The following is a 19,717-nucleotide window of genomic DNA, read 5'->3' as shown; positions in this document are numbered from 1 at the left end:
TCTCTCAGGCGTCCTCGGCCGCCTTCGCCTGTTTGGCGGCCTCAGCGCGGCGGGCGGATTCACGGGCCTCTGCGTGGGTGATGGCCTCGGCCAGCTCATCGCGGTAGAGCATCGAGCGGCGCAGCTGCTTGGTCCGGTAGCCCGCGCGCCCGATCATGTGCACCGCCAGCGGGCTGGTCAGCATCTGGATGCCCATGACCAGGGCCGCGGTCGTCAGCGTCTGCCAATTGGGGTGGGCCACCACGATCGCCACCAGGATCAGGAACAGCCCCAGCACCTGTGGCTTGGACGAGGCGTGCATCCGGGAGAGCAGATCGGGGAACCGCACCAGACCGACCGCGGCCGCCAGGGAAAGCACCGCGCAGCCGAGCACGCAGACGGCCACCACGATCTGGGCGTAGAGCGGAATGGTCATCGGGCCTCCTCCTGATCCGTGGCGGCCGGTCCGGCCGCTGCTGCGGGCGGTTGTGTGGGTGCGACCGGTGGCAGCGGGTACTCGTTGAGCGTGGCGCCGCGGGAGACATAGCGCGATACGGAAACCGTGCCGATGAAGCTGAAGGCGGCGATGCACATCATGACGATGAGCAGGTCCCAGTGGCCGGTGAACACGATGAAGCAGCCGATCCCGCACAGCAGCACGCCCAACAGCACATCGGTGCCGATCATCCGGTCGAGGATGCCGGGGCCGCGGATGATCTTGACGACGGCCACCACGGCGGCCACCCCGAACAACGGCAATGCCACGGCCACGACGATCCACAGCAGAGGTGTCAACGTCAGCGTCATCGCCGGCCCCCTTTCGTGTTCACAGTCTCGGCCGCCTCGCGCCTGGCCCGCGCCGCGCGCATCCGGGCCAGGTTCTTCTTCCCGATGACCGGAGGCAGGCCGCGCTCCTCGCGCCAGGCATTGAGGACGGTCAGGTCGCGCACCGAACCCATCATCATGATGACGAGGCGTTCGATCGTATAGGCGTCCGCGCGCGCCTTCTCCACCAGTTCGTCGGTGTTCGCGCCCAGGGTGTGGATGTAGAGCACGCCGTGCACGCGGTCGACCTCGGTCACGAACGATCCGGGGATCACCCCGTTGACCAGGGAGATCACCGTCATCAGCAGATCGGAGCGGGTGTTGAGGTCCACGGCCACGATGCTCCCGGGAGCGACCCGTCTGGGCCCCAGCGCGGTCCAGGCGACGTGGATCGAGGCGCCCACCACGTTGACCAGCAGCCAGAGCAGGAAGTAGCCGGCCCAGATGACGTTGAAACGCCCGGAGAGCTCGACCGCGGGCAGATAGAAGACCCTGATCACGCCCAGGGCCACGAGGATCCCGGTGAGCACGGTGAGGACCGTCAGACTGTCCCACAGCAGGACCCAGACGACCGTCAGGATCGCAATGCCCAGAATCTGCACGGACAGTGGGCGCAGTCCTGGCAGACGATTGTCGCGGCGCTTGCGGCCGGCTTTCCCATTCATCGGGCACCACCTCCCAGAACTGCCTGCACATAGGTTCCCGCGTCGCTCAGCGCGGCTGCCGCGTCCTGCGCGAAATCCCACAGCGGACCGGCACACACCGTCAGCGCTACGCTGACGGCCACCATCGCGACGGTGGGCCACAGCATCGAGCGCGGCACGCGGGGCAGTGCCGCATCGGCCGAGGCGAGTGCCTCGGCACTCAGGGCGTTCGACTGGGCGTCCCTGGCCTCGGCGGCCTCTTCGGCTTGGAGTTCGGCGGCGGGCAGTTCCTGGCCCGTCGCCGTGAGCACGGTATCCGTGCTCTGCCCGCCAACGGCCTCGGAGACCCGGTCCGCGGCTTCGGCAGCCGCGGTGGCGGAGTCGTCCGCGGCCGGGGCACCGGGGGCTGCGGCAGCGGGCACCGGCTCCCCCGACGCCTCCGCCCCGACCCGGGGCTGCGCACTCGTTGCGGCCGGTCCCCGGCCGGTGTGGGCGGCGTACTGGGCGACCAGACCCGGCGTGGGCTCCTCGACCTGCGCCGGCTCCCGCCAGAACGCGAAGTTCCAGGTGCGGGCCACCACGTAGAGCGTCAGCAGGCTGGTCAGGGTGCCGGCGGCGATCACCGTGAAGTCCAGCCAGGTGCCGTCGGCGAAGCCCGCACGGAACAGCGCGACCTTGCCGATGAACCCGGAGAACGGCGGGATACCGGCGAGGTTGAGGCCGGGGATGAGGAACAGCAGCGCCACCACCGGGGTGAGTCTGGCCAGCCCGCCGAGCCTCCGGGTCGAGGTGGTGCCGGCCCACTGCTCGACCAGGCCGACGGCCAGGAACAGCGCCGTCTGCACGATGATGTGGTGGGCTGTGTAGAAGATCGCCGCGGCCAGGCCCTGCTGCGTCCCCACCGCCACGCCGAACAGCAGATAGCCGATGTGGCTGACGAGGGTGAAGGAGAGCATGCGCTTGATCTCGGTCTGCGCGATCGCACCCAGGATGCCCACCAGCATGGTCAGCCCCGCGATGATGAGCAGGGGCACGCGCAGGCTGTCGGCGGGGAACAGCACGGTCTCCGTGCGGATGATCGCATAGATCCCGACCTTGGTCAGCAACCCTGCGAACACCGCGGTGACCGGGGCGGGCGCCGTCGGGTAGGAGTCCGGCAGCCAGAACGACAGCGGGAACACCGCGGCCTTGATGCCGAATCCCAGCAACAGCGCCACGTGCAGGATCAGCTGGATGTCCAGGGGCAGATCGGCCAGGCGCTGCGAGAGCTGGGCCATGTTCACGGTTCCGGTGGCGGCGTAGACCAGCCCGATGGCGGTCAGGAAGATCAGCGAGGAGACCAGCGAGACGACGATGTAGGTCGCGCCCACATTGATCCGCGCCGGGGTCGAACCCAGGGTCAGCAGCACATAGGAGGCCGCCAGCAGGATCTCGAAGCCCACGTACAGGTTGAACAGATCGCCGGCGATGAAGGCGTTGGAGACGCCGGCGCACAGAATCAGATAGGCGGGGTTGAACACACTCAGCGGGGTGTCCTCGCTGGTGTCGGCCATGTCCTGGCCCAGGGCGTAGAGCAACACCAGCAGGGTCACGATGGTGGACACGACCAGCATCAACACGCTCAGTCTGTCCGCGACCAGGGCGATGCCGAACGGCAGCTCCCAGCCGCCGACGGCCACCACTTGGATGCCGGAGTCGGTGATCGCGAACGCCAGCACCAGTTCGATGGCCAGGGAGATGCACAGGGTCGCCACCGTGACGGCGTTCTGGATCTTGACCTTCCCGGCCAGCAGCAGGGTCAGACCGGCGCCCAGCAGCGGCAGGACGACGGGCAGTGGGACGAGCAGGGCGGGGTTCACGAGCGCTCACCCCCGGCGGGTCGGTCCGGCGAGGCAGCGGGGCGCTGCGCGTCCGGGGCCGAGGCGCCCGTCGGGACCGACTCCCCCGCCGCGGCCTCGCGTCCGGCCCGCGGGCCGTCGTCGTCGAGGTCGAGGGCACCGGCGACGGGCGCCTCGGCCTCATCGCCGAATTCCGTATCGTCCTGGTCCACTCCCTCACTGGCCTCGGCCGCGACCTGTTTCGAATCGCGTTCCAGGCTGACCCGCAGATCGGCCATATCGTCCTCCAGGTTCTCGTGGCGCAACAGGCGCCACGAGCGGTAGATGAGTGCCAACAGGAAACCGGTCATCGCGAAGGTGATGACGATCGCGGTGAGCACCAGCGCATGCGGCAGCGGGTCGTTCATCCCATCCGTCGACAGGTTCTGCCCATCGGTGATCGGTGGACGGCCGGGAGCCCCCGCGGTGAGCACGATGAGCATGTTCGCGCCGTTTCCGAACAGCAGGAAGCCCAGCAGCACGCGGGTCAGCGACCGGTCCAGCATGAGGTAGACACCGGTGGCGAATAGCACGCCCATGGTCAGGAGCATGATGAAGCTGGTGCTCACAGGCTGCCTCCCTTCTCCGTGTCGTCCACGTCGAAATCGTCGATCCGGCCCAGCAGGGCGGGTATCCGCCGCCGGGCGCCGGCGCCGATGCCGGTGGTGGCAAGCGATTCCGCCAGGCGCGCCTCGTCCTGTTCCTGATGGACGTCGACCTCTACGCCGATCGCGCGCAGGATGTCGATCATCAGGCCGATGACCACAAGGTAGACGCCGATGTCGAAGATCGTCGAGGTGCCGAACGACAGGTGCCCCAGGATCGGCACATCGGCCTGCCAGTACGCCGATTCCAGGATCGCGTCGCCCCAGAGCATGCCGCCCAGGGCCGTCAGGCCCGTGGTCAGCATGCCGGCGCCCATCAGGATGCCCGCGTCGATGCGCACGGCCTCGGCCAGTTCGAAACGGCCTCCGGCCAAGTACCGGGCGATCAGCGCGAGGCCGGCGACCAGGCCGGCGGCGAACCCGCCGCCGGGCAGGTTGTGCCCGGCGAACAGCAGGTAGACGCTGAACACCAACATGAGGTGGAAGATCAGGCGCACCACGACTTCCAGGATGATCGAGCGATTGCCCGGCGCCAGGGTCCGGCCGGCCAGCAGCCAGGCGTTGCGGCGCACGTCCTGGCTCGGCGTCGGTTCGGCCACCGTCGCGATCCGGGCGACCCCGTGGGGCCGGCGGGTGGACATCCGCTCCAGGGTTCCCTCGCGGGACCGCACGAAGATCAGGCTGGAGATGCCGATGGCCGCGACCACTACGACGGACAGCTCGCCCATCGTGTCCCAGGCGCGCATATCGACCAGGGCGACGTTGACGATGTTCTTGCCGTGGCCGCCCTCGTACGCCAGTTCTCCCCACTTCTGCGAGATGGGGGTGGCACTGCGGGCGCCCATGGCCACCGCGGTGAGCACCATGGCCAGAACACCGAAGGCCGCGCCGATGAGCAGCCGGATGGCGGGTGTGGCACGTGACCCGGGCGAGCCGATCCGCCGCGGCAGCCGGCGCAGCACCAGCACGAAGACCACCAGGGTGATCGATTCGACCAGCACCTGGGTCAGGGCCAGGTCGGGGGCTCCCTGGAAGGCGAAGAAGGCGACCATGCCGTAGCCGGTGATGCCGACGATGACCACTGCGGCGAAGCGCTTCTGGGCGACACACGCGGCGATCGCCGCCGGGATCATCACGGCAGCCAGCAGCACCTGCTGCCAGGAATCGGCCACCCTGATGGACTCGGGCCAGGTGTCGTTGGCCAGCAGGGTCACCCCCAGGGCGCCCAGGGCCACCAGGTAGATGACTGCCTGGTAGAAGGGCAGCGAACCGCGCTGGGTGCGGGCGGTGACGAATGCGGCGAAGTCCTCCAGCAGTTCGATGGTACGGCGGTAGCCGCGGGTGAAGTTCCACTCGCCGGCGGCCGCGGACTGGAAGACCGCAACCTGTTTGGAGAACACGCACAGGGCCACGCCCAGGGCGATCGTCAGGGCCGAGAGCCCGAGTGCCGGTTCGATCCCGTGCCACAGCGCCAGGTGGTAGTCCGAGTGGACGACCGTGGCGAACAGGGCCTCGAACGGTGCGGGGTTCAGGCCCAGCACCACGATGGCCACGGCCAGGATCAGCGGGGCGGTCAACAGCAGGGCGCCGGGATGGGCCGGTGCGATCCGGGCCACCCCCGGTTTGACGGCGAAGGCACCGGTCACGAAGCGCCAGGCATAGGCCAGGGTGAGCACGGAGCCGGCGACCAGGCCGATGAGCGCCATGATCGACTCCTTGGTTCCCGTGCTCAACAGGGTGGAGTACAGCGCCTCCTTGGCGATGAAGCCGTAAAGCAGCGGGATGCCGGCCATCGAGGCCGCGGCGATGACGGTGGCCACGGTCAGGGTGGGGCAGGCGCGGCCGAAGCCGGAGAGTTTGCGGATATCACGGGTGCCGGCGTGGTGGTCGATGATGCCGGTGGCCAGGAACAGCACGCACTTGAACAGGGAGTGGCTCAGCAGCATGGCCAGGGCGGCCTTCGTGGTGTCCGGGGTGCCGAAGGCGGAGATGACGGTCAGGATGCCCAGCTGGGACACCGTGCCGTAGGCCAGGATGCTCTTGAGGTCGAACTGTTTGAGGGCCTGATAGCCGCCGACGAGCACCGTGGTCACGCCCAGGATCAGCAGCAGGGGCAGCCAGCCGGGGGTCTCGGCGAATCCGGGGGCCAGGCGCAGCACCAGGTAGATGCCTGCTTTGACCATGGCGGCCGCGTGCAGATAGGCGCTCACGGGGGTGGGGGCGGCCATGGCGCCGGGCAGCCAGAAGTGGAAGGGAAGCAGCGCGGATTTCGAAACCGCGCCGATGAGGATGAGGACGATGGCGGTGATGATGACGCCGGGTGGCCCGTGCACCGTCAGCCCGGGATAGCCCAGGGACACGATCGTGGAGATCCGCCCGGTGCCTGCCACCGTCTGCAGGATGATCATGCCGATGAGCATCGCCAGACCGCCGGCGGTGGTGATGAGCAGGGCCTGCAGGGCGGCGCGGCGGGCGGCTCGCCTGGCCGCATTGTGGCCGACCAGCAGATAGGAGAACACCGTGGTGCCCTCCCAGAAGATGAACATGGTCAGCAGTTCATCTGCGAGCACCAGTCCGTACATCATTCCGGCGAAGGCGGTGAACTTGGCCGCGAAGTTCCCCAGGGTGGGGTCGCCGCGCTCGAAGTAGCGCATACAGTAGACGAACACCAGGGCGCCGACCCCGGTGACCAACAGACTCATGAGCCAGGACAGGGCGTCCATCCGCAGCACCAGGGACATGCCCAGAGCGGGGAGCCAGTGCACGTCCTGCGTCCGGGGAGTCTGGCCGGGCACCGACAGCACCGAATAGACGAACGCTCCGGCGGGCACCAGCGCCAGCAGACCGAAGGCGTTGCGTCCCAGGAGCTTGAACAACCAGGGCGCGATGAGTGCGGCTACGAAGAATGCACAGATAAAAGCGCCCACGAGTTCGACTTCCTGTCGGGACGGTTGAGAACGAAACCATTCTTTCACAATCCGACATTTGCGGGCAAGTTATTATGTCAACCGCGGTTGTCGCGCAAAGGGCCGGACTCCGCAGTCCACCACTCTTTCCGATGGCCTCGCTCAGCCCAGTTGGTGCTCGGCTACCAGGAATCCGTCCGAATCGAAGGCGACACCGTTGGCGGCCCTGATCACCGCCCCGGCGAGACGGTCGATCCGCTCCGAGGCGAAGACGCGCATCGCCTGGAATTCCTCACCCAGCGACTGGTGCTCGGAACCGAATTCCGGGTCGATCCACCTGATCTGATAGCCGACGAAGGCCTCGGCCCGATCGGCCAGCAGTTCCGGGGGCGCCTCCTCGACGTAGACCCCCAGCTCCACCTCGCCCGCATCCTGGCCGTTGAAGCTCAACGGGACCTCCACCGCGTAGCCGTCGGGGATCACGCCCTCGTCACCGGGGGCCATCAGTTCCCGGGCCCTGGCCTGGGCGGCCGCGGAGATCTCCGCGGGGAACTCGGCACCCGGTTCGACTGCCCGCACCCGCTCCAACAGCAGTTCGGGGCACAGCCAGAGCGCGGAGTACACGGTGATGTCGTGCGCCCGGCCGTAGTCGGGCACCAGGAGTCGCGCAGCGGCGGAGCCCGGTTCATCGGCCAGCCGCAGGGCCGTCTGCAGCCGCCGGGCGATCGCCGCCAGCAGATCCAGATTGCGGCCCTCCTCCTGCTCGGGCAGACCGTGCGGGAACAATTCGGCCCGTCCCTCGACGTCGCGGAACCAATCCGGCGGCGGCTCGGATTCCCGCTGCCGGGGTCCGCTCAGGACGACCAGCTTCTCCACCCACTCGGGCAGGCCCAGGGCTTGGGCCATGGCCGCGTCGACGGCGATGGGCCCGGCCAGGAACGAGTACCTGCTCAACCGTGCGGTCCACAGATCGAGGACGCCGAGGCCCCTGCCCAGGACGAGCGTTTCGACATCGGCCCTGCCGTGGCGGTCGGGATCGGCCCGTGGGCCGTCGAACGACAGGCGCGGATCGCGGTTGCCCGCGAGCGCGACGACGTCGGAGAATCCCGACTGGGCGTCCAGGAGCAGCAGATGGCTCTGGGCGAGCTCGATGGTCGGGGGAAGTGCGGTGCTCATCTCTGCCTCCTCATGCACGGGCCGGCACAGCCCGGCTGCGCTCGGCGCATCATCGGGTGGCCCCTTTTCAGAAGGGGCTGCGGTAGAAGTTCAGATACGACCGGCTGGCCGTGGGGCCCTGCTGGCCCTGGTAGCGGTTCTTCGTCGCCGGGTCCGAGCCATAGGGGTGGACGGCCGGTGAGGACAGGGCGAAGAAACACAGCTGCCCGATCTTCATACCGGGCCACAGCGTGATCGGCAGCGTTGCGACGTTCGACAGTTCGAGGGTCACGTGGCCGGAGAATCCGGGGTCGATGAAGCCGGCTGTGGAGTGGGTGAGCAGGCCCAGCCTGCCGAGGGAGGATTTGCCCTCCAGGCGGGCTGCCAGGTGCTCGGGGATGGTCACGAGTTCCTTGGTCGACCCGAGCACGAACTCGCCGGGGTGCAGGACGAAGGGCTCTTCCGGGTCGACTTCGACCAGGCGGGTCAGTTCGGGCTGTTCGGTGGCGGGGTCGATGACCGAGTATTTGTGATTGTCGAACAGCCGGAACCACCGGTCCAGACACACATCGACGCTCGACGGCTGCACCAGCGCAGGATCGAAGGGGTCCAACCCGATCGTCCCCGCCGCGATTTCACCGCGGATCTCGCGGTCGGATAGAAGGCTCACACCCGTGATTCTAACGCGCCGACCGGGTCCCGGACGATTCGCCGCGACACGCCGAGGACACTGCATAAGGGCTGTAGATTCACTCACTCATGGTCTAGAGTGAACCCGACAAGTGCCCGCGCCGATGGTGCCTTCCTCTTTCAACCATGGAAGCCGGGAAAGCTGTCATCTTTCGCGTGGGCGGACATCGCACCAACCGAAAGGTCATACTGTGAAGACTGTCAAAGGTCTTGTGCTTGCCCCCGCAGTAGCCGTTGCGGTTACCGGTTTAGTCGCCGTGCCCGCAGTCGCTAGCACATCCGATTCGGCAACCGCCAAGAGCGCAAAGGACTCGGCCAAGGTCGATCCGCAGGCGGCGACTGCCGCCAAGGAGGTCGACCAGACCGCCATCGCGGACAAGTCCAAGGGAATCAAGTTCACCGGCACCGGGCTGAGCGCGGGGAAGACCGCCAAGGTCACCGTGATCGGCACCGACGGCACCCCGTACACACCGGGGACCGATCTGCGCGTTGATGACAAGGGCCGTGTCACCGGCAGCTATTTCTTCAACGTCTCCGGCAGCGCCAAGGTGCCCGAGGGCGCCTACCAGCTCTACCTGACCGACTCCACGACGAAGAAGGCATCGGCCAAGGTCACGTTCAACGTGGTCGCCGATGACAAGGAGTCCACGAAGCCGAGCGAATCCGCGCAGCCCAGTGAATCGGCAACGCCCAGCGAGTCCGCGACGAGCCAGGCGCCCGAGACCTCGGCGCCGCAGACCAGCGCGGCCGCGGAACCCACGGACACTGCGACGCAGGATCCGAGCGAATCGGCGAGCCCCAGCAAATCCGCCGAGCCGACCCACGTCCCAACCGCGGGCACCCTGCCCGCAACCGCGACCGCCAAGCCGCCGGTGGTCGACCAGCCCAGTGAGTCGAGCACGCCGGCGGAGTCCACCGCGGCGCCCGAGCCCAGTGACACGGCCGAGCCCACCGATGCGGCGAGCCCGACGCCCACCGAAACCACCGCGGCACCCGAGCCCAGTGAGCCGGAGACCTCCGCGCCCACCACGAGCGAGGCACCCGCGCCCGCGGAATCGGCGACCACCGGTGCGCCCACCGCTCCCGCGAGCTCCGCCCCGGCGCCGAGCGCGCCTGCGACGAGCGCTCCGGCCCAGACGCCCGCGCCCACGGACACCGCCACCTCGGCGGCTCCCACGACGCAGGCGCCGAAGCCCACCGCGACCGCAAGCGGCAAGCCCACGGAGTCCACTCCGGCGCCGAGCGCATCGGCGACGCCGAGCGCCAAGCCCACCGAGACCGCGACTCCCAAGCCCAGCGCAACGCCCGAACCCGCGCCGACCACGAGGGTCGAGAAGGCGCCGGCGCCCAAGCTGACGTATTCGGACCAGGGCATCCTGGCCTCCGATTTCGCGGTCGAGGCAGGGGCCAAGGCCAAGAAGATCAAGCAGTCGGCCGACGGTCTGCGGATCTACATGCAGAACGCCCTGCCCGGCGCGACGTACACGCTCACGGTCGACAAGGTCGAGGGCTCGGTCAAGACCTTCAGCACGACCGCCAAGGCGAATAAGAAGGGCGTCGTGTCCTTCGGGGTGGGCGTCAACATCGACCTGACGAAGACGAAGAAGGCCGATCAGGAGAAGGCCCTCGCCGACTTCATGAAGACCTATGTCGGCAAGTACGACATCACCGTCACCGGCAAGGGCGTGCCCGACAAGATCGTCAAGGTCAAGGCCGAGGACAAGGCAGCCGGGAAATCGGCTGACAAGACCGCCGGGAAGCAGAGCACGGCCGAGATCGCCAAGGCCGGCACGCAGCCCAAGCAGAAGGACGCCGCACAGGCTAAGGAGAAGGACAAGGCGGCCGAGCCCAAGGTCTCCAAGCCCGAACCGATCAAGGCCACCGGCTGGTTCTACGTCTACAACGAATCCGATCCGAATTCGGTCAAGGCCGCGGGCAAGCCGATGACCCAGCAGGACGAGGACGACGCCCAGAAGGCCACTGCGCCCCAGGGCCCGCAGGACTCCGACTCGCAGGGGTCGCAGGACTCGACCGGGCACGATGCGCAGAACACCGGCACCGGGGCCTCACAGGACCAGGGCTCCCAGGGCAGCGGTTCCCAGGGCCAGTCCGCCGGTTCGAACGAATCGACCAGCGGTGGGTCCGGCTCGGACTCCGAACCCGCCTACAGCCCGGACAAGGGCGGCGAGGGATCGGGTGCCGACACCTACACCTCGCCCGAGGATTCGAACGATGACTCCGCGGATGAGACGACCGGGGACTCCGGCGATGACTCCGACGACAGCCAGGCGCCCTATGCGGCCGATCAGCCCGGCTCAGGTTCCGGAGAGCAGGAGGCGGGTGCCGACTACTCCGACTCCGCAGACGAGCAGGGCACCGGCGGGGACGCATCCGACGAGGCCACCAACGCCTCGCCGGCATCCGAACTGCCCCGCACCGGCGGTGCCGAGATGGCCGGTCTGGCACTCGGCGCCGGTCTTCTGGTGGTCGGCGGCGCGGCCGTCGTCGTGACCCGCCGCAAGGTGGGCGCCGGCAGCTGAGGCTGCGAACCGGCACCATCTGAACGCGCGGCGGCCCGCCGCCGTGCGTTCGACGCGACCGGGGCGCTCTACACTGGATCGGTGACGACTTCCCAGCCCGCCCAGAATTCCCAGACCCCACAAGCCCACTCCGGCACCCCTGTTCCACCTGCGAACGGCGGCCTCGACCTGTGCGGCCTGCGCGTCGGTGGGGCAAGCCTCGATGTGCGTCCGGAGCCCCTGGCCCCGGGCGAATCCCTTGTCCTGGCGGGCGATCCGGACAATGTCGCAGACGTCCTGGCGGGCCTGCGGGCCCGGATCGGAGCGGGCTCGGCGGCGGACGCGACGGTGAGCCCGGCGGAGGGTAGGGGGACCTCGGCCAACCGGCTCCTGGCCGGCGGCCCCCGCGTCCGCCTAGCCAGGGCGGTGGCCCGTCTGGTCGATCCACGCTCGGCGGCCTTCGCCCGCGCCGGCCGCCACTTCGCGCTTGACTATCCCGCCCTGCGCCGGACCCGGGTGGGCGAGCTGGGCCCCGAACAGTTGGGCCGTGCGCAGCTGGCCTGCGAATTCGCCCACGCCCTGGCACACGGCCGGGCCCAGGCCTGCGTCCACGAACCCTTCATGGGTTTGAGCGGGGGCGCCCGCGCCGGCCTGCGGGCCAATGCCCTGGCCGCGGTGGCCGATTTCGGCATCGGACTGATCACCGCGACGAACAACCGGATCGACGCGGCCCTCATGGCCCCGAATGCGGCAATGGTGGAGAAGGACCAGCTGGCCGACTACGGCCCCCTGGGCGAACAGATCGCAGCACCCCGATCGAATCTGGCCGCGAGCATCGCAGGGGTCAATGTCTTCTCCGGGCTGGCGCGTTCGGGCTGGATCTCGATCGGCCATTCACAGGTGCGCGCCAAAACGGAACTCGACGGCAAGCTGTTCGTCACCATCCCCACCTCGGCGGCCGTGCTGTCCCTGGACGAATACGATCCGGCCTTCGACGCCGAGGTCGTCTTCGAAGCCCTGGTGACCGGGATCCGCGACTCCGGCGACCGCGTCCAGGTCACTCTTTCCCCCTCGGATACCGAGGTCGGACTGGTGATGGCCGCGGACCTGTTCGACTTCCGCGGCGCCACCGCGCCAGGACACGAGTGGGGCCTGGTGCATCCGGGGCTGGGGGCCTCGGTCGCCGCGCAGCGCGCCGCGATCCACGTGGGCACCCGGCTGTGGGTCCAGGTCCGCACCGCCGAGCTGCGGGCCTACCCCGTCGACGCCGCCCCCACCGTCATCCAGAACTGACCCTCCCCACCCGCCCCCTTGAGTTCCACTACGACATGAATTGTCGGAAAAACCGATTGGGAGCGCTCTCAATCGACGATTCAGGGCGTAGTGGAACTCTGGGCGGACTCCACCGTGTGTGGGATACGCTGGTGGGCGTGAGGGCAATGGGACACCGGAATGGAGCGCGCACCGGCGCCGGGCGCATCTGGCTGAGCGCCGCGTGCATCGTCGCACTCCTGGCCGCCGGCAGCGTCCCCGCGCTCAACGCCCTGCGCTATACCCCGGCCCAGGCCGTCCTGCACTATCTGCGCGCTGTGGGCGCCGCCGACGCCCATGCGGCCCTGCGCTGGGTGCGGGCTCCGGCCACCGATTCGGCGGCCTTCAGCGAGGCCGTTTTGGACAATGCCGCGGATCTGCCCCAGAAGCCCACCGTTACGGCGGTTGACTCCACCGGTGATACCACCGCGCGGGTCAGCGTCGAGTTCCTCCTCGGCACGGCCTCCCGGAAACTCGATCTGGACGTCGTGGCGGGCCCCGGCGATTGGGGCATGTACCGCTCGTGGGCCGTGGACGTGCCCGCCTGGCCCACCCTCGACGTCTCCGGTGGGGTGTCCAATGCGACCGTCAACGGGCAGTCCCTGAAACTGGGCGCCACCGACCATCTGCCGGTGCTCTTCCCCGCGACCTACTCCGTCGCCTCGAACGCCACCTACCTCAAGGCCACCCCGGTGCGCGCGGAGGCGCTTGAACCAGGGGCCGAGGTCCCGGTCACCCTGAACCCGCAGCCCACCGCGGCCCTGACCCGGGCCGTGAACGACCGGGTGCGCTCCCAGCTCGACGCGTGCGTCAAGCAGAAGGTGCTCATGCCCACCGGCTGCGCAATGGGCTACCAGAGCGATAACGACATCCTGGGCGATGTGACCTGGCGGGTCACGGACTATCCCGACATCCGGCTCTCCAGCACGCCCGAGGGCATCCTGCTGCGCCCGGCGCCGGCCACCTTCACGGTCTCGGGCCGCTCCCGGGATGCGGTGAGCGCCTATGAGCAGGACTTCACGTCAACCGTCGAGGTCAACATCTCGGGAAAGGTCGGGGTGACCGGCGACGAGGTCTCCTTCACCCCCGCAGCAGGCGGCGAGGACCTGGGCACCGCCTCCTAGCAGCCAGCGGCCCGAACCAAACACGTCGTTTCCCCGCAAACACGCTACTGCAGCAACGTGTTTGCGGGGAAACGACGTGTTTGCGCCTCAGGCCCCGCGCAGCCCCAGTTCGAGCTCGTGCGGGCCGTCGGCGGAGAACGCGACGGGGATGCCCCAGTCCTGCTGGTACAGATGGCAGGCCGCGTGCAACGGGATCTCCCCGCCCGGCTCCCCATCGCAGGCAGCCGCGCGCGCCGTCACGTGCAGCACGCCCTCGGCGAAGCCATCGGCCAGAGTGATGCTGCGGCTCAGCCCCTCGGCGCCGCCGGCACCCGCGGTGATGAGCTCGGGCGGCGTCGAGGAGACCTGCAGATAGGTCGGATCGCCCCACCGGTCGTCGAGCTTCTGGCCCGCCGGGACGCTGAAGGACACCTGCAGATCCAGCTCTCCCGTGCCCAGCACGGTGGCGGGTCGGCTGGTCTGCTGCGCGCCCTCGTTGACCTCGAGCGCATCAGCGGGGATCGACACGGCGGTCAGCCGGTGCGCAGCCGATTCGGCCACCAGCAGGCGGGCGGGTTCGGCGTCGTCGAGCACCAGGATGTCCGAGGGCTCGGCCAGATCGCGGGCCAGGGTGCTCATGCGCCCACTTACAGGATCGAAGCGGCGGATCGCACCATTGTAGGTATCGGCGATCGCGATCGACCCGTCGGGCAGTTCGGCTGCGCCCAGCGGATGCTGCAGCCGGGCCTCGGCGGCGGGGCCGTCCTGGAAGCCGAAGTCGAACAGGCCGGTGCCCACCAGAGTGGTCACCGCGCCGGTGGCCGGATCCAGCCGGCGCAGGGCCGAGGTCTCCGAATCTGCCACGAGCACATCGCCGGCCGCGGACAGGGACAGGCCCGAGGTCTGGGCGAACCAGGCTTCCTCGGCACCTGCGTCCTTCAGGCCCTCGTTCATGGTCCCGGAGAACTGGCGGATCAGACCGGTGGCCGGGTCGAATTCCCAGATCGTGTGATTGCCGGCCATCGCCACGAGCACCCGGCCGGTGGCGGGCACGAAGAGCACATCCCAGGGGCTGGAGAGCTTCACCCCGGTCGCGGGACCGGCGTAGCGGCCGGTGTCGCCGGGGCGGGCGGGCACATTGTCCCCGGCTCCGACCATGTACTGCTCCCCCGTGCCCGCCAGGGTGGTGACGGCCCCGGTGTCCAGGTTCACCCCGCGCAGCTCGTGATTGACGGTGTCGGCCACCACCACGTGGTAGCCCACCCGGTCCGCCAGCTCCGCGGGCAGTTCCGTGGTGCCGCCGGGTTCGCTGAAACAGGCCTCGGCGGGTCCACCGTCGGCCTTTCCGCGCTGACCCGAGCCGATCCGGGCCAGCACAGTGGTGCCGGCCGGATCGTATTCGACCAGGCTGTGGTGTCCGGAGTCCGAGACCAGCAGATTGCCCCGGTGCCCGGCAGTGGCCAGGCGGGTGATCTTGCCGGGGAAGAACAGTTCGCCCTCCGGTGCCGGCGGCGGCACATAGGGGCCGTCACCGCGGTGCAGGGTACCTGCGGATTCGTGTTCGGCCACCAGCTGGTCGATCAGTCCCGTCAGCCCGGCGGAGTGCCCTTCGCCGGACATCGAGGCGACCAGATAGCCCTCGGGATCGACCACGGCCAGGGTCGGCCAGGCGCGGGCGGTATAGGCCTGCCAGGTGATCAGGTCGGGATCGTCGAGCACGATGTGGTCGACGTGGTAGCGCTCGACCGCCTTGTCGAGCGCCTCCTCCGTGCGTTCGAACTCGAACTTGGGACTGTGCACGCCGATGATGACGAGCACATCGGAGTACTTCTCCTCCAGCGGGCGCAGTTCGTCGAGCACGTGCAGGCAGTTGATACAGCAGAAGGACCAGAAGTCCAGCAGCACGATCTTCCCGCGCAGATCCGTCAGTTTCAGGTCCTTGCCGGCAGTGCCCAGCCAGCGGCGGCCGGTCAGTTCAGGGGCGCGGACTTTGAGGGTTTCAGCCATGTGCCCATTCTTCCACGGCGGCTCCCAGACGGATCGACGGGATTTCACACTGTGACCGCTGTGACCTGCCGCGCGAGCCCGCCCGCAACGCTCAGCGCCCCGGGGAGCGCCACGTAGGATGGGAGGCATGTGGGATACGGAGATTCGGACCAACCTCGACGACATTCGAACCCGGGTGGACGCGGCAGCGGCCGCCAGCCCCTACGGCCAGTCCGTGCAGGTGCTGCTGGCGACCAAGACACAGCCGGCCGAGAAGATCCGGGTGGCCCTGGAACACGGTTTCACGCTGATCGGCGAGAACCGCGTGCAGGAACTGGTCGCCAAGTTCGATGAGCTGGCCGATATCGCACACGAGTCCCACCTGATCGGGCCCCTGCAGAAGAACAAGGTCAACCACACACTGGGCCGGGCGTCCTGTATCCAGTCGATCGACGATCCGGGCCTGGCGGAGAAGATCCAGCGCCGCCTGGACGTCCTCGATTCCACCGTCGAGTACTTCGTGCAGGTCAACACCTCGCGCGAGGATTCGAAATCGGGGGTCGCCCCCGAAGCCGCCGCCGAGCTGGTGCGCGCCCTGGCCCCGCTGGACCGGATGCGCCTGCGCGGGCTTATGACGATCGGCCTGCCGGGTGAGACCGAGGAGCAGATCCGCCCCAGCTACGCCGCCCTGCGCACCCTGCGCGATCAGTTGCACGCCGATGGGCTGCTCGACGATACGGCCCTGGAGCTGTCCATGGGCATGTCGGGCGACTTCGAACTGGCGATCTCCGAGGGCGCGACCATGGTCCGGGTGGGCTCGAGCGTCTTCGGCGCCCGCCCCAAGCCCACCGTCTAGGGCCGCCCCTCTACGACGCCGAGGCCGCACCAGGGTTCCGATTCCTCGGAACCCTGGTACGGCCTCGGCCTGAGTCGGTGCGGCCTGAGTGGGTGCGGTCGGGCTGCTGCCGGACCGGCATCCGGCCGGTCCCGCCGGATCAGTCCTGCGGCAGGCCCTCCGCGTTCGGATCGATCTGCTTGATCAGGATCGTCGTGTCCTTGTTCCCCAGGCCCTCCTCGATGAGCTTGGACAGGTTCTCGTGCACCAGGGTGGCGGCCGGCAGGTCGATCCCGGCCTCCTGTGCGCCGGCCAGTGCCAGGCCCACGTCCTTGTGCATGAGCATCGTGGAGAAACCGGGCTCGAAGCCGTTGTTCGAGGCCGCCGTCGGGCTGACGCCTGGCACCGGGTACCAGGTGCGCAGCGGCCAGGAATCGCCCGAGGACACCTTGGCGATGTCGAAGAAGGTCTTGGGATCCAGGCCGAGGCGCTGGGCCAGCACCGCGCCCTCGACCACGCCCTGCATGCTGATGGCCAGCTGCATGTTGTTGACGATCTTCGCCGCCTGACCCGCGCCGTCGCCGCCGGCGTGGAAGACGTTGCCGGCCATCACGTCGATGATCGGTCGGGCCTCGGCGACATCCGCGTCGGTCCCGCCGAGCATGAACGTCAGCGTCGCGGCCGCCGCACCCGTGACACCGCCGGAGACCGGTGAGTCGATGAAGCGGAAGCCGTGTTCGCGCGCCGCCTGGTGCAGGTCCTTGGCCGTGGCGACGTCGATCGTCGAGGAGTCGGCCAGCAGGGTGTCCTGCGAGGCCAGGGCGAAGATGCCGTCATCGCCGAAGTAGGCCGCGCGGCAGTGTTCGCCCTTGGGCAACATGGTGAAGGCGATATCGGCGCCGGCCAGGGCATCGGCAGCCGAGACCGCAGGTGTCACGCCGTCGGCAGCCGCCGCGGCGACGGCCTCGGGCACCAGGTCGAAGCCCTTGACAGTGTGGCCGGCCGCCACCAGGTTCTTGGTCATCGGGCGGCCCATGTTCCCCAGCCCGATCCACGCGATTGTAGCCATCGATGCCTCCTTGCATCCGTATGATTCACATCCAGCTATGTCTCGTCTCCCCACTCTAGGCCGTTTGCCCCTGACTTGGTGACCTGGGTCATGTGCACGGGTGCAGAAACTTCGCACCCGGAATGTGCACGAGCGCAGAGATCCGATGAGCTGGAATCGGCGGGCGCTGGACCTGCGGCCCGTCTCAGCGGGCCTGCGCGTGGCCTGCGGCGCGGGGCTTCAGCTCGACAGCAGCAGGAGGACGAGCTCGGCGATCCCGATCGCCCACAGGCAGCACGTCAGGGTGATGACGGCCCGCAGGTTCGGCCGCACCCGGCCGCCCACAATGCCCCGGGCGCCGCGCGTATAGCGGATGCGCTGGCGGGCCAGGACGAGCAGTCCCGTGATCGCCAGGCCCGCGACCAGCACCAGGATGGGCCAGCCGAAGTTCCCCGTCCACTTCAACAGGATGGCGGCCGCGACCAGGAAGGACACGGTGGTCCGCGTCCATGCGAGCGCCGTGCGCTCGGGTTGCAAGCCGAGGTCCTGATGGGGGCGGGGATCCTTCACAGCAGCACGATCACCAGGGCGATGACGCAGGCCAGCACGGCGGCCGCTGACAGCAGCGGGATGATCGCCGGCAGCGGCAGCGCGCGGGAATGGCGCATGGCCCGCTCCACGTGGATCCAGCGCACGGCGGCGCCGGCCGAGATCGCCAGGCCCACCACGATGACGAAGACGCCCAGCAGGGTGCGCATCCAGTCGGGAACCCCGTGCAGGGGCACCGCCTCCAGGGCGATGCCGCCGGCCAGAAAGGCCAGCGAGGTGCGCGTCCAGGCCAGGAACGTCCGCTCATTGGCCAGGGTGAAGCGCGGATCGGGTTCCTCGCCGTCCGGGAACACCCGGCGGGCCAGCGCGGTGCGCTCGTCGATCGGATGGCCGTCGACGAGGTGCTCGTCGGCCGCGCTGCGCTCATCGTCGTTCATAAATCCTCCCCGCCCATCGTAACCGCGGCAGGCATCCACCAAGGGTCCGTCCAGGAGTACCGTGCCCGTCCGGGAACACCCGGCCCGACCCCGCCCGGTCATGCCGCACCCGGCGCGCCGATATCATTCAATCCATGAACGCCAGCGAGAAACCGGTTGTGCACCCGCACATCGCCCCCGACGACCTGCTGACCCTGCTGACCGTCGCCAGACTGGGCAAGTACACCGCTGCGGCCCAGCGCATGGGAGTCAACCACACGACGATCTCGCGGCGCATCGCGGCGCTGGAGAAGGCGATCGGGCAGCGAGTCCTGACGGCTGCAGCCGGCGGGTACGAACTGACCGGCCAGGGCAGGGAGCTCCTGCCCGCCGCCGAGGCGATCGAACAGGCCCTGCTGCGCATCACCTCGGGCACGGCCCAGACGGGCACCGGCGAGCTGGTGGGCACGGTGCGCATCGCCGCCCCCGAGGCCTTCGTCCTGCACTTCGCGATTCCCGCCCTGGCGGCCCTGCAGCGGCAGCATCCGGGACTGCAGTTGGAACTCAACACCGTCACGCGCAAGGCGCGCAGGTACCGCACGGGGATGGACATCGAGGTCGTCGTCGACAAACCGCAGGTGAGCAACTCGACGCTGCACCCGTTGCGCAAGTACTCCCTGGGGCTGTTCGCCAGCCGGGACTATCTGCGCCAGGTGGGCACCCCCGAGGCTCTGCCGGACCTGGCCGGACACCGGATCGTCTACTATCCGGAGCACTCCCTGGACGTCGACGCACTCGACGGGGCCGTCGACTCGAGTCCCACGACGGCCGGTTTCGTCTCCTCGAACTCCGTTGAGGCGCAGGTCCGTGCGACCATCGCGGGGATGGGCGTGGGCCTGTTGCCGGTGTTCATGGCCGGCGAGCACCCCGGGGACTCCGAACTGGTGCGCGTCGTCCCCGACTTCACCCGTCGGATCAGCTACTGGGCCTCGATCCGGCCCGAGGCCCTGCGCTCGCCCCTGGTCACCGCGGTCCTCGGCGCGCTCAAACAGCAGCGCTGAGGCCCTCGGACGGTCTCGGTCCTGTGCGGCCGGCACATCGCATGCGCAAACCTGCAACACATACGCGTATATGCGTATGTGCCCTCTTTGCCAAGCTGGTTGTGAGTCAGTCACGATCAAGCAAAGGAGAGTGATCTCGCATGGTCAGCGTTGTGGGATTCACCGTCGAAGAGGTCCGTGAGTTCGTTCGCGAGTACGAGCGTCAGCC

17 protein-coding genes are annotated in these 19,717 nt (G+C 68.8%); 5 read left to right on the top strand and 12 right to left on the bottom strand.

The genetic code is table 11. The features are described from left to right. Positions 1 to 4 precede the first annotated feature (4 nt). The 8 genes from mnhG to dcd form a co-directional block, all read right to left on the bottom strand. Positions 5 to 415: a monovalent cation/H(+) antiporter subunit G gene (gene mnhG / locus NQ034_RS14085; protein WP_257049612.1), complete on the bottom strand. Its 411-nt coding sequence runs from the start codon at positions 413 to 415 to the stop codon at positions 5 to 7. Continuing rightward, complete coding sequence (locus NQ034_RS14080) at positions 412 to 786, bottom strand: MrpF/PhaF family protein (RefSeq protein WP_257049610.1); 375 nt, start codon at positions 784 to 786, stop codon at positions 412 to 414. Before NQ034_RS14080 ends, mnhG begins: the two co-directional genes overlap by 4 nt. Further along, positions 783 to 1,469: a Na+/H+ antiporter subunit E gene (locus NQ034_RS14075; RefSeq protein ID WP_257049609.1), complete on the bottom strand. Its 687-nt coding sequence runs from the start codon at positions 1,467 to 1,469 to the stop codon at positions 783 to 785. The genes NQ034_RS14080 and NQ034_RS14075 overlap by 4 nt, the downstream gene beginning before the upstream one ends. Beyond that, positions 1,466 to 3,307 carry a Na+/H+ antiporter subunit D gene (locus NQ034_RS14070; protein WP_257049608.1) on the bottom strand — a complete coding sequence of 614 codons (1,842 nt, stop codon included), beginning with the start codon at positions 3,305 to 3,307 and terminating at the stop codon, positions 1,466 to 1,468. Before NQ034_RS14070 ends, NQ034_RS14075 begins: the two co-directional genes overlap by 4 nt. Beyond that, positions 3,304 to 3,894 carry a Na(+)/H(+) antiporter subunit C gene (locus tag NQ034_RS14065; RefSeq protein ID WP_257049607.1) on the bottom strand — a complete coding sequence of 197 codons (591 nt, stop codon included), beginning with the start codon at positions 3,892 to 3,894 and terminating at the stop codon, positions 3,304 to 3,306. Before NQ034_RS14065 ends, NQ034_RS14070 begins: the two co-directional genes overlap by 4 nt. Beyond that, positions 3,891 to 6,857: a Na+/H+ antiporter subunit A gene (locus NQ034_RS14060; protein ID WP_257049606.1), complete on the bottom strand. Its 2,967-nt coding sequence runs from the start codon at positions 6,855 to 6,857 to the stop codon at positions 3,891 to 3,893. The genes NQ034_RS14065 and NQ034_RS14060 overlap by 4 nt, the downstream gene beginning before the upstream one ends. Before the next feature lie 141 nt (positions 6,858 to 6,998). Further along, positions 6,999 to 8,012: a hypothetical protein gene (locus NQ034_RS14055; protein ID WP_257049604.1), complete on the bottom strand. Its 1,014-nt coding sequence runs from the start codon at positions 8,010 to 8,012 to the stop codon at positions 6,999 to 7,001. 67 nt (positions 8,013 to 8,079) lie between these two features. Beyond that, entirely contained in the window at positions 8,080 to 8,661 is a 582-nt protein-coding gene (gene dcd, locus NQ034_RS14050) for a dCTP deaminase (RefSeq protein WP_257049603.1), read from the bottom strand. Between the two features lie 211 nt (positions 8,662 to 8,872). On the opposite strand from dcd, the gene NQ034_RS14045 reads away from it, so the two are divergent. The 3 genes from NQ034_RS14045 to NQ034_RS14035 all read left to right on the top strand — a co-directional run bounded on the left by NQ034_RS14045 (position 8,873) and on the right by NQ034_RS14035 (position 13,635). Further along, positions 8,873 to 11,221 carry an LPXTG cell wall anchor domain-containing protein gene (locus NQ034_RS14045; RefSeq protein ID WP_257049602.1) on the top strand — a complete coding sequence of 783 codons (2,349 nt, stop codon included), beginning with the start codon at positions 8,873 to 8,875 and terminating at the stop codon, positions 11,219 to 11,221. An 81-nt stretch (positions 11,222 to 11,302) separates the two neighbouring features. Continuing rightward, the gene (locus tag NQ034_RS14040; RefSeq protein WP_257049601.1) at positions 11,303 to 12,493 is read left to right on the top strand and encodes an ABC transporter; all 1,191 of its coding nucleotides are present in this window, start codon (positions 11,303 to 11,305) and stop codon (positions 12,491 to 12,493) included. Positions 12,494 to 12,630: 137 nt separating this feature from the next. Beyond that, positions 12,631 to 13,635, top strand: coding sequence for a hypothetical protein (locus NQ034_RS14035; protein WP_257049599.1), 1,005 nt, complete (start codon positions 12,631 to 12,633; stop codon positions 13,633 to 13,635). Between the two features lie 87 nt (positions 13,636 to 13,722). Here NQ034_RS14035 and NQ034_RS14030 read toward each other — a convergent pair whose 3' ends face one another. Further along, positions 13,723 to 15,621: an NHL domain-containing thioredoxin family protein gene (locus tag NQ034_RS14030; protein ID WP_257049598.1), complete on the bottom strand. Its 1,899-nt coding sequence runs from the start codon at positions 15,619 to 15,621 to the stop codon at positions 13,723 to 13,725. Positions 15,622 to 15,748: 127 nt separating this feature from the next. On the opposite strand from NQ034_RS14030, the gene NQ034_RS14025 reads away from it, so the two are divergent. Further along, entirely contained in the window at positions 15,749 to 16,456 is a 708-nt protein-coding gene (locus NQ034_RS14025) for a YggS family pyridoxal phosphate-dependent enzyme (protein ID WP_257049596.1), read from the top strand. 139 nt (positions 16,457 to 16,595) lie between these two features. Here the strand turns inward: NQ034_RS14025 and mmsB are convergent, their stop codons facing one another. The 3 genes from mmsB to NQ034_RS14010 all read right to left on the bottom strand — a co-directional run bounded on the left by mmsB (position 16,596) and on the right by NQ034_RS14010 (position 18,469). Next, positions 16,596 to 17,504 carry a 3-hydroxyisobutyrate dehydrogenase gene (mmsB, locus tag NQ034_RS14020; protein ID WP_257049594.1) on the bottom strand — a complete coding sequence of 303 codons (909 nt, stop codon included), beginning with the start codon at positions 17,502 to 17,504 and terminating at the stop codon, positions 16,596 to 16,598. Positions 17,505 to 17,723: 219 nt separating this feature from the next. Beyond that, positions 17,724 to 18,053, bottom strand: a complete 330-nt coding sequence (locus NQ034_RS14015) for a DUF202 domain-containing protein (RefSeq protein WP_257049593.1) — start codon at positions 18,051 to 18,053, stop codon at positions 17,724 to 17,726. After that, positions 18,050 to 18,469 (bottom strand): YidH family protein, encoded by a 420-nt coding sequence (locus tag NQ034_RS14010; RefSeq protein ID WP_257049591.1) that lies wholly within the window; start codon positions 18,467 to 18,469, stop codon positions 18,050 to 18,052. The genes NQ034_RS14015 and NQ034_RS14010 overlap by 4 nt, the downstream gene beginning before the upstream one ends. Before the next feature lie 134 nt (positions 18,470 to 18,603). Here NQ034_RS14010 and NQ034_RS14005 point away from each other — a divergent pair, with 134 nt between their 5' ends. Then, positions 18,604 to 19,509 carry a LysR family transcriptional regulator gene (locus NQ034_RS14005; protein WP_257049588.1) on the top strand — a complete coding sequence of 302 codons (906 nt, stop codon included), beginning with the start codon at positions 18,604 to 18,606 and terminating at the stop codon, positions 19,507 to 19,509. Positions 19,510 to 19,717 lie beyond the last annotated feature (208 nt).

The sequence above is a fragment of the Brevibacterium moorei genome (assembly GCF_024580735.1).
Classification (GTDB): domain Bacteria; phylum Actinomycetota; class Actinomycetes; order Actinomycetales; family Brevibacteriaceae; genus Brevibacterium; species Brevibacterium moorei.
The sequence above is the reverse complement of the archived record's forward strand: the minus strand, read 5'-3'. Positions and strand labels throughout refer to the sequence as shown.